The sequence below is a fragment of the Paenibacillus sp. PK4536 genome (assembly GCF_028594455.2).
GTDB classification, from domain to species: Bacteria; Bacillota; Bacilli; order Paenibacillales; family Paenibacillaceae; genus Saccharibacillus; species Saccharibacillus nuruki.
In genome coordinates, this window is sequence record NZ_CP126313.1 from 406,267 (window position 1) to 418,748 (window position 12,482).

Sequence of the window (12,482 nt, forward strand, 5' to 3'; positions counted from 1 at the left end):
GTTAACCTCCTTTTTACAATGTTTTAGAATTGAAGACCAGCTTCACGAGCTGCATCTGCCAAGGCTTGAATCCGTCCGTGATACAAGTAGCCTCCGCGATCAAATACAACAGCTGTGTGCCCTTTTTCAGATGCACGTTTTGCAACCAATTCGCCAACTTTAGTAGCAGCTTCTACGCTACCGCCGTTTTTAATATCTGCAAGTTCTTTATCAAGAGTCGAAGCGGAAACTAAAGTTACACCCGCTACGTCATCGATCAATTGAGCGTAGATATGTTTAGCAGAACGGAATATGTTCAAACGTGGACGTTGAGAAGTACCAGTGATGTTCTTACGAACACGTAGGTGTCTTTTCAGACGCGCTTTATTTTTATCTGCTTTTGTAATCATGACTGTACATTTCACTCCTTTCACGTTGCCTTCACAGGCTCACTTCAACACGCATAAGGTAAAGGAACGTATTCCTTTATCTTATTTTTTCTTACCAGCTTTACCTTCTTTACGAAGAATACGCTCGCCTTCATACTTGATACCTTTACCTTTATATGGTTCTGGTTCACGTACGGAACGGATTTTAGCAGCGTAAGCTCCTACGCGCTCTTTATCGATTCCATTAACGATGATTTTCGTATTTGTAGGAACATCGAACTCGATGCCTGGTTCAGGAGAAATTTCCACTGGATGAGAGTAACCCACGTTTAGAACAATTTTGTCGCCAGATTTGCTTGCGCGGTATCCAACTCCAACTAGCTCTAGGGATTTGGAGAAACCTGTAGTTACTCCACTCACCATATTACTTACTACACTACGAGTAGTGCCGTGCAGGGAACGATGAGTCTTATTATCAGAAGGACGTTCGATTGTGATCACGTTCTCTTCGATGTTTACTTTCATATCTTTATGAATCTCACGGGAAAGCGTACCTTTCGGTCCTTTTACCGTAATTTGAGTATTATCCAAGTTAATTTCAACACCACTTGGTACTTCGATTGGTTTGCGGCCAATACGAGACATAGAGTTGCACCTCCTTATTATATGACGTTAATTACCAAACGTAGCAAACGACTTCGCCGCCGCTTTTCGATTGACGAGCTTCTTTATCAGTTACTACCCCTTTAGAAGTAGAGATGATAGCGATTCCCAGTCCACCTAGTACGCGAGGGATTTCATTGCTTTTCGTGTAAACACGAAGTCCTGGTTTACTGATACGTTTCAAACCAGTAATTACACGTTCGTTATTTTGACCGTATTTCAAGAAAATACGGATAATTCCTTGTTTGTTATCCTCAACAACTTCAGCATCACGAATGAAACCTTCGCGTTTTAGGATATCAGCGATTTGCTTCTTCATTGTAGAAGCAGGAACTTCAACTGTTTCGTGACGCACAACGTTCGCGTTACGAATACGAGTAAGCATATCAGCAATTGGATCTGACATAGTCATGTGTGTAAACCTCCTTCCCCTTAATCAAATGTTTACCAGCTTGCTTTTTTCACACCAGGGATCTGGCCTTTATGAGCCAATTCACGGAAGCAAATTCTGCAAATTTTGAACTTTTGCAATACCGAGTGTGGACGACCACAACGTTCGCAACGTGTGTATGCACGTACTTTGAACTTCGGTGTGCGTTGTTGTTTAACTTTCATTGAAGTTTTAGCCACTTAGCCTGACACCTCCTAATATTTTCGGAGAACTAGGGTTTATATTCGAACCCTGTACGTTTCAATAATTATTTTACGAAAGGCATTCCCAATTGGGTAAGCAATTCACGAGACTCTTCGTCAGTTTTAGCTGTCGTTACAATAACGATATCCATACCGCGAACTTTGTCTACTTTATCATACTCGATTTCAGGGAAGATCAATTGTTCTTTCAAACCTAGTGTATAGTTACCGCGTCCGTCGAACGCTTTAGAAGATACACCACGGAAGTCACGTACACGTGGAAGTGTAATGTTGAACAATTTATCCAAGAAATAATACATACGATCGCCACGAAGTGTTACTTTAACACCGATAGGCATGTTTTCACGAAGCTTAAATCCAGCGATAGATTTTTTAGCACGTGTGATAACTGGTTTTTGACCAGAGATCAATTGAAGATCGCTAACAGCAGAATCCAATACTTTGGAGTTCGATACTGCTTCACCTACACCCATGTTGATAACAACTTTTTCAACTTTCGGTACTTGCATAACCGTTGTATAGTTGAATTTTTGTACCAAAGCTGGGGAAATTTCATTCAAGTAAAGCTCTTTCATTCTTGTTGCCATGTTGGAAGATCCTCCTTTCCGTAACAATTAGTATTAGTCGATTGTTTCACCGGAGCGTTTAGCTACGCGAACTTTTTTGCCGTTATCCAATGTTTTGTAACCGATACGGGTTACTTTTTTTCCGTCCTTAGGATCAACGTGCATTACGTTCGAAACGTGGATCGGCGCTTCTTGCTCAACACGTCCTCCTTGCGGATTCAGTTGAGTTGGTTTTTGGTGTTTGGTGATCATATTCACGCCTTCAACCAACACGCGGTTTTCACGAGGATACGCTGCGATAACGCGACCTTTTTTACCTTTGTCTTTACCGCTGATTACAAGAACCGTATCATCTTTTTTCACGTGAAGTTTGTGGTTGTGAGATTCCAACACTTTTTTCACTTTCGCCATTTGTGTACACCTCCTATAACTCACTTCAGGCCATAGCCTTTATATCTTACAAATCGTTTAGATAACTTCCGGAGCCAAAGAAACGATTTTCATGAAGTCTTTATCACGCAATTCACGAGCAACTGGTCCAAAGATACGAGTACCACGAGGGCCTCTGTCATCTTTAACGACTACTGCTGCATTCTCATCAAATGCGATGTAAGATCCGTCTTTACGACGAACGGAACTCTTTGTACGAACGATTACCGCTCTTACAACATCACCCTTTTTGACAACGCCGCCTGGTGTTGCTTGTTTTACAGAACAAACGATCAAATCGCCGATTGCAGCTGTACGACGTCCAGTACCACCTAGTACGCGGATACACATAAGTTCTTTTGCGCCAGAGTTATCGGCTACAGCCAAACGTGTAAATGGTTGAATCATTGTTAGTTCCTCCTTCCAGACAGGTTTGCATCATTCATCAAATGATGATTGCTTCTTCTACTACTTCCACTAATCTCCAGTTTTTATCTTTAGATAATGGACGTGTCTCCATGATTTTAACAACATCACCAATTTTAGCAGTGTTATTTTCATCATGAGCCTTGAATTTTTTCGTATATTTAATACGTTTGTGATACAAGTCATGCTTTTTATAAGTTTCTACAGCAACAACGATGGTTTTATCCATTTTATCACTGACCACTTTGCCTACTTGTACTTTACGGGCATTGCGTTCGCTCATAGTTAATCTCCTTCCTAGCTGATAGCATTTAAGCTCTCAAATATTGGATTACGATGTGATTCCAAGTTCTCTTTCACGAACTACTGTTTTAGCACGTGCAATTTGTTTACGCACAGCGCTGATACGAGTAGGGTTATCCAATTGACCGGTAGCAAGTTGAAAGCGCAGGTTAAAGAGTTCCTCTTTAAAACCAGCAATCTTTTGCTCGATTTCAGCAGTGGTAAGGTTGCGCAATTCATTAGCTTTCATTTGCTTCACCACCCAATTCTTCACGTTTCACAAACTTAGTTTTTACAGGCAACTTGTGAGAAGCAAGACGCATAGCTTCACGCGCGATCTCTTCAGAAACACCTGCAAGTTCAAACATAATTTTACCTGGTTTAACAACGGCAACCCATTTTTCTACGTTACCTTTACCACTACCCATACGAACCTCAAGAGGCTTTTGAGTAATTGGCTTATCCGGGAAAATTTTAATCCATACTTTACCACCACGTTTGATATAACGAGTCATAGCAATACGAGCAGCTTCGATTTGACGGTTAGTGATCCAAGAAGGCTCAGTAGCTTGCAAACCGAATTCTCCGAAGTTCAATTCAGTACCGCCTTTAGCGCGACCTGACATGCTTCCGCGTTGTTGTTTACGGTGTTTTACACGTTTTGGTACCAACATGATTAGTTGCCTCCTTCCTGAGCAGCTTGTTTCTTAGCCGTAGGAAGAACCTCTCCACGATAAATCCATACTTTTACGCCAATACGACCATAAGTAGTATGCGCTTCTGCTGTACCATAGTCAATATCGGCACGAAGCGTATGAAGTGGAACAGTTCCTTCGCTGTAGCCTTCAGAACGGGCAATTTCAGCACCGCCAAGACGTCCGCTAACTGCTGTTTTAATTCCTTTAGCGCCTGAACGCATAGTTCTTTGAATTGCTTGTTTCAATGCACGACGGAAAGAAACACGACGTTCCAATTGTTGTGCAATACTTTCTGCAACTAGAATTGCATCAAGCTCTTGATTTTTGATTTCAGAAATGTTGATATGAACTTTTTTGCCACCAGCAATTTTAGTTACTTGTGTACGAAGAACTTCAACTTCTGAACCACCGCGTCCGATAACCATACCAGGTTTAGCTGTATGGATCGTTACGTTAACACGATTAGCCGCTCTCTCGATTTCGATATGAGAGACAGCAGACTCTTTAAGTTTGGTTTTAAGGTATTCACGGATTTTAACGTCTTCGATAAGAAGATCGCCAAAGTCTTTACCAGCATACCATTTAGATTCCCAATCACGGATAATACCTACACGTAATCCGACGGGATTTACTTTTTGGCCCACACGTTTTCCCTCCTTCTATCTTATTTTTCAGCTACCACCAAAGAAATATGGCTGGTGCGTTTGTTGATTTTACTTGCACGTCCCATTGCACGAGGGCGGAAACGTTTTAGTGTTGGTCCTTGGTTAACATAAACCTGAGAAATTACCAAGTTGTTAACATCAAAAGTCAACTCTTTTTCTGAGCTAATGAACTCAGCGTTGGCAATTGCGGAGTTAAGAAGCTTCTCAACAATTGGGGATGCGGATTTCGGCGTATGACGCAGAATCGCGATCGCTTCTCCAACTTGCTTACCGCGGATCAAGTCAACTACTAATTGAACTTTACGCGGAGCGATGCGTACAAACTTTGCGTGTGCTTTCGCTTGCATTGCGTGACCTCCTCTCTTACTTTAAATCCTTATATATTAACGTCTTGTTTTTCTGTCGTCATTAGCATGACCTTTGTACGTACGAGTTGGTGCGAACTCACCAAGCTTGTGTCCGACCATATCTTCCGTTACATATACCGGTACATGTTTGCGACCATCATAAACAGCGAATGTATGTCCGATAAATTGTGGGAAAATCGTCGAGCGACGGGACCAAGTTTTGATTACGACTTTTTTATCGTCTTCGTTCAATACTTCTACTTTTTTAAGCAAGTACCCGTCCACGAAAGGACCTTTTTTAAGACTACGGCTCATAGGTTGAATCCTCCCTTCATCTTTTCGTCACTTCACACTTTACAAGCATTCAAGCACAAATCTTACTTCGTGCGGCGGCGAATGATGTATTGATCGGAAGCCTTACCTTTTTTACGTGTTTTGTAACCAAGAGTAGGTTTACCCCATGGAGACATTGGAGATTTACGTCCGATTGGAGCTTTACCTTCACCACCACCGTGTGGGTGATCATTAGGGTTCATTACTACGCCTCGAACTTGTGGACGTTTGCCCAACCAGCGATTACGACCGGCTTTACCGATTTTAATCAATTCATGATCTTCATTACCAACTGATCCGATTGTAGCACGACATACTTTAAGTACGCGACGTACTTCACCAGAAGAAAGGCGAATGGAGACATATTTTTCTTCTTTACCAAGTAATTGAGCTTCCGTACCAGCTGCGCGAACGAGCTGACCACCTTTACCTGGTTTCAATTCGATATTGTGAATAACTGTACCAACTGGAATGTTTTCCAATGGAAGGCAGTTACCGATTTTGATATCAGATCCTACGCCAGAGAAAATTTGATCTCCAACTTTTAATCCTTTAGGAGCGATGATATAACGTTTCTCTCCATCAGCATAGTGGATCAGAGCAATGTTAGAAGTACGGTTAGGATCGTACTCGATTGTAGCAACGTTACCTGGTATTCCATCTTTAGTACGTTTGAAGTCAATAATACGGTATTTACGTTTGTGTCCGCCGCCATGGTGACGAACTGTAATTTTACCTTGGTTGTTGCGGCCTGCTCTTTTGAAAAGCGGAGCCAACAACGATTTCTCCGGTTGGTTCGTTGTAATCTCTTCGAATGTAGAAACACTCATGTTACGACGAGCCGGGGATGTCGGTTTGTACTTTTTAATTGGCACTGTTTATTCCTCCTTACTCTACAGATTCAAAAAACTCAAGCGGTTTACTTTCTGGAGCCAAAGTTACGATAGCTTTCTTCCATTCGGAAGTGTAGCCGGAATGACGTCCATAACGTTTCGGTTTAGCAGGCATGCGAAGAGTGTTTACTTTAGACACTTTCACTTTGAAAATTTCTTCAATTGCCTTTTTAACTTCCGTTTTATTAGAACGAATGTCTACTTCGAAAGCATATTTCAGTTCACTCATGTACTCGGCAGTGCGCTCAGTAATTACCGGACGCTTAATAATATCACGAGGATCTTTCATTACGCGAACACCTCCTCTACCTTGTGAACTGCATCCTTAGTAAGGATCAGCTTATCGTACGTAAGTACGTCTAGAACATTAACGCCGTCAGCTGCAACGAATTTAACACCTGGGATGTTACGAGCAGATAGTGCAACATTATCATCATAACTAGGAGTTACGATTAATACTTTGCGATCTACTTTAAGGTTGTTTAAAATTGCTGCGAACTCTTTTGTTTTCGGTGCGCTAAAGCTTAGTGCATCCAAAACGATGATTTCGTTAGCTACTACTTTAGAAGACAAAGCAGATTTGATTGCTAAACGACGAACTTTCTTAGGCAGTTTGTAAGCATAGCTGCGTGGAGTCGGTCCAAATGCTACGCCGCCGCCTTTCCATTGTGGAGAACGAATAGAACCTTGACGCGCACGTCCTGTTCCTTTTTGTTTCCATGGTTTACGTCCACCACCACGAACTTCAGAGCGTCCTTTTACTTTGTGATTACCTTGACGAAGGGAAGCACGTTGCATAATGACTGCATCATGAAGCACATGAGTGTTAGGTTCGATACCGAATACGGAATCACTCAATTCAACTTCGCCAACTTGGCTACCGTCGATACTGTAAAGTGCTACTTTTGGCATTTCCTGTTCCTCCTTTCTTGATTGGTTATTTTTTAACCGTTTCTCTTACTTTTACATAACTATTTTTAGCACCAGGGATAGAGCCTTTAACGAGAATTACGTTACGTTCAGCATCTACTCTGATAACTTCGAGGCGTTGGATCGTTACTGTATCGTGACCCATGTGACCTGGCAGACGTTTACCTTTCGGTACACGGTTCGCTTGGATAGAACCCATTGAACCTGGTCTGCGATGATAACGGGAACCGTGAGACATTGGTCCGCGGCTTTGGCCCCAACGTTTGATAACGCCGGCAAAACCTTTACCTTTTGAAATACCCGTTACGTCAACGAACTCACCTTGAGCAAACAAGTCTGCTTTGAGTTCCTGGCCAACCTCGACATTTGCGAGGTCAACACCGCGAATTTCGCGAACGTAGCGCTTAGGCACAGTATTCGCTTTAGTAGCGTGTCCTGCTTCCGGTTTGTTAGATCTGCTTGCTTTTTTATCAGCAAAACCGATTTGTACCGCTTCGTATCCGTCATTTTCCAGGTCTTTCTTCTGCAGAACCACACATGGTCCAGCTTCGATAACCGTTACAGGAATTACGTTACCTTCCGCAGTAAAGACTTGAGTCATACCCAATTTTCTTCCTAAGATACCTTTCATGTTGACACCTCTTTTCATTTTACGTGTTACCACATCTATGTGGATTATAATTTAATTTCGATATCTACGCCAGACGGTAAGTCCAAACGCATCAATGCATCCACAGTTTGTGGAGTTGGGTTAACAATATCGATCAAACGTTTATGTGTACGTTGCTCGAATTGCTCACGAGAATCCTTGTATTTATGAACCGCACGAAGAACAGTAATAATCTGTTTTTCAGTAGGAAGCGGAATTGGTCCAGATACTCCTGCGCCAGAACGTTTAGCTGTTTCAACGATTTTCTCTGCGGATTGATCAAGAATTCTATGATCGTATGCTTTCAAACGAATACGAATTTTTTGCTTTGCCATTTTTAGTCCCTCCTTCTATCGCCCAATTTGGTATCGGACATACTCAGTGAAAATTTTCCGGCATACCGTCCATGGCAAAGGAGCCGGGTGTGTCGGTAACCTCTCACGTCATCGCAACGTCTCAGAACAACATTTATTATTGTATATGATAACAAACAGTTATGCAAGTCTTTTTTGAAACATTTACATAAAAAAATAAGACCTGTCTCCCTTATAAGGAAACAGGCCTCATTTGGTCTTTCGTTTACAGTACAATGTTGCTTCGTTACAGTACAATGTTGCTTATATTAAAATCTTCAAATCGTTTCCGATTCACAATGAAGATTTAATTATTTTTGGATAGATGCTACAGCGCCAGCGCCTACTGTACGTCCACCTTCGCGAATAGCGAAACGTGTACCTTCTTCAATCGCGATTGGATTGATTAGGGATACAGTAACAGTGATGTTATCACCAGGCATAACCATTTCAGTACCTTCTGGTAAAGAAATAACGCCAGTTACGTCAGTTGTACGGAAGTAGAACTGTGGACGGTAACCAGTGAAGAAAGGTTTGTGACGTCCGCCTTCTTCTTTAGTCAAAACGTATACTTGAGCAGTGAACTCAGTATGAGGTTTAACAGTACCTGGTTTAGAAAGTACTTGACCACGTTCGATTTGAGTACGTTCTACACCACGCAACAATGCGCCGATGTTGTCGCCCGCTTGTGCGGAATCCAACAATTTACGGAACATTTCTACGCCTGTAACAACGGATTTCTTAGTTTCTTCATGGATACCAACGATTTCGATCTCTTCGCCGACTTTAACAGTACCACGCTCAACACGACCAGTTGCAACTGTACCACGACCAGTGATCGAGAATACATCCTCAACAGGCATCAAGAAAGGTTTGTCAGTGTCGCGCTCTGGATCTGGAATGTAAGTATCGATTTCAGTAAACATGTCAACGATTTTTTGAGCCCATTCGCCATCAGGGTTAGCCAATGCTTCACGAGCAGATCCACGAGTGATTGGAGTATCGTCACCAGGGAACTCATATTCGTTAAGAAGGTCACGAACTTCCATTTCAACCAATTCCAAAAGCTCTTCGTCTTCAACCATGTCGCATTTGTTTAAGAATACAACGATGTAAGGTACGCCTACTTGACGAGACAACAAGATGTGCTCGCGAGTTTGTGGCATAGGACCGTCAGCTGCAGATACAACCAAGATCGCTCCGTCCATTTGTGCAGCACCAGTGATCATGTTTTTAACATAATCGGCGTGACCTGGGCAGTCAACGTGTGCATAGTGACGGTTAGGTGTTTCGTACTCAACGTGTGCAGTTGAGATTGTGATACCGCGTTCGCGCTCTTCTGGAGCTTTATCGATTTGATCAAATGCTACAGCAGCACCGCCGTAAGTTTTAGACAATACAGTTGTGATTGCAGCAGTCAAAGTTGTTTTACCATGATCGACGTGACCAATAGTTCCGATGTTAACGTGCGTTTTATTACGTTCAAATTTAGCCTTTGCCATGTTAAACGTTGCCTCCTTGAAGGTAGAGTTTTGTTTGTATTTTAGTTTGAAACGTACAGAGAGCAGTCATGCTACTTTCTGTACATCCCATAAGTGAAAACGGATTGAAAACTTAGCCGTTTGCTTTGGTACTGATTTCGTCAGCGATGCTCTTAGGTACTTCTTCATAATGAGAAAGTTCCATAGAGAATACACCGCGACCTTGTGTACCAGAACGAAGTGTTGTGGAATATCCAAACATTTCAGATAAAGGTACTTTTGCACGAATGATTTGAGTACCACCGCGTGAGTCCATACCTTCGATACGACCACGACGGGAGTTCAGCATACCCATAACATCACCCATGTATTCTTCAGGTACTGTTACTTCAACTTTCATAAGTGGCTCAAGCAATACAGGACGACATTTGTCTTTTGCAGCTTTAAGCGCCATAGATCCGGCAATTTTAAATGCCATTTCATTGGAATCGACATCATGATAAGATCCGTCTACTACTGTAGCTTTTACGTCTACAAGTGGGAAACCGGCGATAACACCGTTCTTCATTGCTTCTTCAATACCTTGCAATGCAGGACCAACATATTCTCTTGGTACGGAACCACCGACAACTTTACTTTCGAACTGGCTACCTGTACCTGCTTCCAATGGTTCGAACTCAACCCATACATGACCGTATTGACCACGACCACCGGATTGACGAACGAATTTACCTTCAACGCGAGCTGGTTGACGGAATGTTTCACGATAAGCAACCTGAGGTTTACCTACGTTAGTCTCCACTTTGAATTCGCGACGCATACGGTCAACGATAATTTCAAGGTGAAGCTCACCCATCCCCGCCAAGATTGTTTGGCCAGTTTCTTCATCCGTATGAGCACGAAGAGTTGGATCTTCTTCAGTCAATTTGGACAAAGCAATACCCATTTTATCTTGGTCAGCTTTTGTTTTTGGTTCCACTGCAACTTCAATAACTGGGTCAGGGAAATTCATGGATTCTAAGATAACAGTATCTTTTTCATCACATAGTGTATCACCTGTACCTGTATCTTTCAAACCAACAGCTGCTGCAATATCACCAGCGAAAACTTCGCTGATTTCTTGACGAGCGTTAGCATGCATTTGCAGGATACGACCAATACGTTCACGTTTGCCTTTAGTAGCATTTAGAACGTAAGAACCGGATTGCAATACGCCAGAATATACGCGGAAGAACGTAAGTTTACCCACGTAAGGGTCTGTCATAATTTTGAACGCTAGTGCAGAAAATGGCTCTTCATCAGAAGAATGACGAATTGCCTCTGTGCCGTCTTCGTGCAAACCTTTAATTGCCGGAACATCCGTAGGAGCCGGAAGGTAGTCGATAACAGCATCCAACATAGGTTGAACACCTTTGTTACGGTAAGAAGAACCACAGATTACTGGGAAGATTTTAACGTCACAAACACCTTTACGTAGAGCAGCCTTAATCTCAGCGATTGTTGGCTCTTCTCCTTCAAGATATTTCATCATTAGATCTTCATCTAGTTCTGCAACTCTTTCGATCAAGTCAGCACGCAGTTCTTCAACTGTTGCTTTAAGATCTTCTGGAATTTCGATAGATACTGGATCGCGTCCAAGATCATCTTGATATTCGATAGCTGTTTGCTCGATGATATCGATAATACCAACGAAGTCATTCTCTGCGCCGATCGGCAATTGAATCGCTACTGCGTTCGCTTGCAGACGTTCACGCATGTCTTTAACAACGTTAAGGTAGTCAGCACCAATAATATCCATTTTATTAACATATGCTATACGAGGTACACCATAACGATCTGCTTGTCTCCAAACAGTCTCGGATTGTGGTTCTACACCCTCTTTTGCACTAAATACGCCTACTGCTCCGTCCAATACACGCAGGGAACGTTCAACTTCAACTGTAAAGTCAACGTGACCTGGAGTATCAATGATATTAACGCGGTAGCCTCTCCACTGAGCCGTAGTAGCTGCGGATGTAATAGTGATTCCGCGCTCTTGCTCTTGCTCCATCCAGTCCATTGTAGCAGCGCCTTCGTGAACTTCACCGATTTTGTGCGTACGGCCTGTATAGAACAAGATACGTTCTGTAGTGGTAGTTTTACCAGCATCGATATGAGCCATGATACCAATATTACGTGTATTTTCTAAGGAGAACTCTCTTTTTGCCATGAATGGGTGCTCCCTTCAAAAATATCAATTTTTGAAATAAAGGCTTTGATCCTACCAGCGGTAGTGAGCGAATGCTTTATTCGCTTCAGCCATTTTGTGTGTATCTTCGCGTTTTTTCACTGCTGCGCCTGTATTGTTAGAAGCATCAATGATTTCAGCTGCTAAACGTTCTTCCATTGTTTTCTCTCCGCGGCTACGTGAATAATTCACTAACCAACGAAGTCCCAATGTAGTACGTCTTTCAGGTTTAACTTCGATCGGAACTTGATAGTTAGCGCCACCTACACGGCGAGCTTTAACTTCGAGGACCGGCATAATGTTCTTGATTGCCGCCTCAAATACTTCCATAGGATCGTTACCTGTACGTTCTTGAATCAATTTAAAAGAATTGTAAAGGATGCTTTGAGCAACCCCACGTTTTCCGTCGACCATAATGCGGTTGATCAAACGTGTAACCAACTTGCTGTTATACATAGGATCTGGCAATACGTCTCTTTTCATTACTGGACCTTTTCTTGGCATGGTTATCCCCCTTC

Annotated in this window: 21 protein-coding genes; all 21 read right to left on the reverse strand. The window is 42.4% G+C overall.

Features of this window, described 5'->3' with window-relative positions:
• Positions 1-23: 23 nt before the first annotated feature.
• Positions 24-389, reverse strand: a complete 366-nt coding sequence (rplR, locus tag PO903_RS02045; RefSeq protein ID WP_069328366.1) for a 50S ribosomal protein L18 — start codon at positions 387-389, stop codon at positions 24-26.
• An 81-nt stretch (positions 390-470) separates the two neighbouring features.
• The gene (gene rplF, locus PO903_RS02050) at positions 471-1,013 is read right to left on the reverse strand and encodes a 50S ribosomal protein L6 (RefSeq protein ID WP_069328365.1); all 543 of its coding nucleotides are present in this window, start codon (positions 1,011-1,013) and stop codon (positions 471-473) included.
• Positions 1,014-1,044: 31 nt separating this feature from the next.
• Entirely contained in the window at positions 1,045-1,443 is a 399-nt protein-coding gene (gene rpsH / locus PO903_RS02055) for a 30S ribosomal protein S8 (RefSeq protein WP_069328364.1), read from the reverse strand.
• A 32-nt stretch (positions 1,444-1,475) separates the two neighbouring features.
• Positions 1,476-1,661, reverse strand: a complete 186-nt coding sequence (locus PO903_RS02060; RefSeq protein WP_037291562.1) for a type Z 30S ribosomal protein S14 — start codon at positions 1,659-1,661, stop codon at positions 1,476-1,478.
• A 68-nt stretch (positions 1,662-1,729) separates the two neighbouring features.
• Positions 1,730-2,272, reverse strand: coding sequence for a 50S ribosomal protein L5 (gene rplE, locus PO903_RS02065; RefSeq protein WP_069328363.1), 543 nt, complete (start codon positions 2,270-2,272; stop codon positions 1,730-1,732).
• Positions 2,273-2,305: 33 nt separating this feature from the next.
• Complete coding sequence (gene rplX, locus PO903_RS02070; protein ID WP_069328362.1) at positions 2,306-2,662, reverse strand: 50S ribosomal protein L24; 357 nt, start codon at positions 2,660-2,662, stop codon at positions 2,306-2,308.
• 57 nt (positions 2,663-2,719) lie between these two features.
• Positions 2,720-3,088, reverse strand: coding sequence for a 50S ribosomal protein L14 (gene rplN / locus PO903_RS02075; RefSeq protein ID WP_069328361.1), 369 nt, complete (start codon positions 3,086-3,088; stop codon positions 2,720-2,722).
• A gap of 37 nt (positions 3,089-3,125) precedes the next feature.
• Complete coding sequence (gene rpsQ / locus PO903_RS02080) at positions 3,126-3,389, reverse strand: 30S ribosomal protein S17 (RefSeq protein WP_017815371.1); 264 nt, start codon at positions 3,387-3,389, stop codon at positions 3,126-3,128.
• Positions 3,390-3,437: 48 nt separating this feature from the next.
• On the reverse strand, positions 3,438-3,638 hold the full coding sequence (rpmC, locus tag PO903_RS02085; RefSeq protein ID WP_017815370.1) for a 50S ribosomal protein L29: 201 nt from the start codon (positions 3,636-3,638) through the stop codon (positions 3,438-3,440).
• Positions 3,628-4,062 (reverse strand): 50S ribosomal protein L16, encoded by a 435-nt coding sequence (gene rplP, locus PO903_RS02090; RefSeq protein ID WP_069328360.1) that lies wholly within the window; start codon positions 4,060-4,062, stop codon positions 3,628-3,630. Before rplP ends, rpmC begins: the two co-directional genes overlap by 11 nt.
• Positions 4,063-4,064: 2 nt before the next feature.
• On the reverse strand, positions 4,065-4,730 hold the full coding sequence (gene rpsC, locus PO903_RS02095; protein WP_069328359.1) for a 30S ribosomal protein S3: 666 nt from the start codon (positions 4,728-4,730) through the stop codon (positions 4,065-4,067).
• Between the two features lie 20 nt (positions 4,731-4,750).
• On the reverse strand, positions 4,751-5,098 hold the full coding sequence (gene rplV / locus PO903_RS02100) for a 50S ribosomal protein L22 (protein WP_069328358.1): 348 nt from the start codon (positions 5,096-5,098) through the stop codon (positions 4,751-4,753).
• Positions 5,099-5,134: 36 nt separating this feature from the next.
• Complete coding sequence (rpsS, locus tag PO903_RS02105; RefSeq protein WP_069328357.1) at positions 5,135-5,413, reverse strand: 30S ribosomal protein S19; 279 nt, start codon at positions 5,411-5,413, stop codon at positions 5,135-5,137.
• Positions 5,414-5,475: 62 nt separating this feature from the next.
• A complete protein-coding gene (gene rplB, locus PO903_RS02110) occupies positions 5,476-6,306 on the reverse strand; it encodes a 50S ribosomal protein L2 (protein ID WP_069328356.1) in 831 nt (276 codons plus the stop codon).
• A 13-nt stretch (positions 6,307-6,319) separates the two neighbouring features.
• Positions 6,320-6,613, reverse strand: coding sequence for a 50S ribosomal protein L23 (gene rplW / locus PO903_RS02115; protein ID WP_069328355.1), 294 nt, complete (start codon positions 6,611-6,613; stop codon positions 6,320-6,322).
• A complete protein-coding gene (rplD, locus tag PO903_RS02120) occupies positions 6,613-7,236 on the reverse strand; it encodes a 50S ribosomal protein L4 (protein WP_069328354.1) in 624 nt (207 codons plus the stop codon). Before rplD ends, rplW begins: the two co-directional genes overlap by 1 nt.
• Before the next feature lie 25 nt (positions 7,237-7,261).
• On the reverse strand, positions 7,262-7,885 hold the full coding sequence (gene rplC / locus PO903_RS02125; protein ID WP_069328353.1) for a 50S ribosomal protein L3: 624 nt from the start codon (positions 7,883-7,885) through the stop codon (positions 7,262-7,264).
• Positions 7,886-7,929: 44 nt separating this feature from the next.
• Positions 7,930-8,238 carry a 30S ribosomal protein S10 gene (rpsJ, locus tag PO903_RS02130; RefSeq protein ID WP_028609655.1) on the reverse strand — a complete coding sequence of 103 codons (309 nt, stop codon included), beginning with the start codon at positions 8,236-8,238 and terminating at the stop codon, positions 7,930-7,932.
• Between the two features lie 329 nt (positions 8,239-8,567).
• Positions 8,568-9,758: an elongation factor Tu gene (gene tuf / locus PO903_RS02135; RefSeq protein WP_069328352.1), complete on the reverse strand. Its 1,191-nt coding sequence runs from the start codon at positions 9,756-9,758 to the stop codon at positions 8,568-8,570.
• Positions 9,759-9,870: 112 nt separating this feature from the next.
• Positions 9,871-11,946: an elongation factor G gene (fusA, locus tag PO903_RS02140; RefSeq protein ID WP_069328351.1), complete on the reverse strand. Its 2,076-nt coding sequence runs from the start codon at positions 11,944-11,946 to the stop codon at positions 9,871-9,873.
• A 51-nt stretch (positions 11,947-11,997) separates the two neighbouring features.
• On the reverse strand, positions 11,998-12,468 hold the full coding sequence (rpsG, locus tag PO903_RS02145) for a 30S ribosomal protein S7 (protein WP_069328350.1): 471 nt from the start codon (positions 12,466-12,468) through the stop codon (positions 11,998-12,000).
• Between the last annotated feature and the right edge of the window lie 14 nt (positions 12,469-12,482).

What these genes read in the sequence shown, in the direction of transcription:
- rplR (WP_069328366.1), bottom strand. Translation starts at nt 389, where the DNA reads ATGATTACAAAAGCAGATAAAAATAAAGCGCGTCTGAAAAGACACCTA.
- rplF (WP_069328365.1), bottom strand. Translation starts at nt 1,013, where the DNA reads ATGTCTCGTATTGGCCGCAAACCAATCGAAGTACCAAGTGGTGTTGAA.
- rpsH (WP_069328364.1), bottom strand. Translation starts at nt 1,443, where the DNA reads ATGACTATGTCAGATCCAATTGCTGATATGCTTACTCGTATTCGTAAC.
- rplE (WP_069328363.1), bottom strand. Translation starts at nt 2,272, where the DNA reads ATGGCAACAAGAATGAAAGAGCTTTACTTGAATGAAATTTCCCCAGCT.
- rplX (WP_069328362.1), bottom strand. Translation starts at nt 2,662, where the DNA reads ATGGCGAAAGTGAAAAAAGTGTTGGAATCTCACAACCACAAACTTCAC.
- rplN (WP_069328361.1), bottom strand. Translation starts at nt 3,088, where the DNA reads ATGATTCAACCATTTACACGTTTGGCTGTAGCCGATAACTCTGGCGCA.
- rpsQ (WP_017815371.1), bottom strand. Translation starts at nt 3,389, where the DNA reads ATGAGCGAACGCAATGCCCGTAAAGTACAAGTAGGCAAAGTGGTCAGT.
- rpmC (WP_017815370.1), bottom strand. Translation starts at nt 3,638, where the DNA reads ATGAAAGCTAATGAATTGCGCAACCTTACCACTGCTGAAATCGAGCAA.
- rplP (WP_069328360.1), bottom strand. Translation starts at nt 4,062, where the DNA reads ATGTTGGTACCAAAACGTGTAAAACACCGTAAACAACAACGCGGAAGC.
- rplV (WP_069328358.1), bottom strand. Translation starts at nt 5,098, where the DNA reads ATGCAAGCGAAAGCACACGCAAAGTTTGTACGCATCGCTCCGCGTAAA.
- rpsS (WP_069328357.1), bottom strand. Translation starts at nt 5,413, where the DNA reads ATGAGCCGTAGTCTTAAAAAAGGTCCTTTCGTGGACGGGTACTTGCTT.
- rplW (WP_069328355.1), bottom strand. Translation starts at nt 6,613, where the DNA reads ATGAAAGATCCTCGTGATATTATTAAGCGTCCGGTAATTACTGAGCGC.
- rplD (WP_069328354.1), bottom strand. Translation starts at nt 7,236, where the DNA reads ATGCCAAAAGTAGCACTTTACAGTATCGACGGTAGCCAAGTTGGCGAA.
- rplC (WP_069328353.1), bottom strand. Translation starts at nt 7,885, where the DNA reads ATGAAAGGTATCTTAGGAAGAAAATTGGGTATGACTCAAGTCTTTACT.
- rpsJ (WP_028609655.1), bottom strand. Translation starts at nt 8,238, where the DNA reads ATGGCAAAGCAAAAAATTCGTATTCGTTTGAAAGCATACGATCATAGA.
- tuf (WP_069328352.1), bottom strand. Translation starts at nt 9,758, where the DNA reads ATGGCAAAGGCTAAATTTGAACGTAATAAAACGCACGTTAACATCGGA.
- fusA (WP_069328351.1), bottom strand. Translation starts at nt 11,946, where the DNA reads ATGGCAAAAAGAGAGTTCTCCTTAGAAAATACACGTAATATTGGTATC.
- rpsG (WP_069328350.1), bottom strand. Translation starts at nt 12,468, where the DNA reads ATGCCAAGAAAAGGTCCAGTAATGAAAAGAGACGTATTGCCAGATCCT.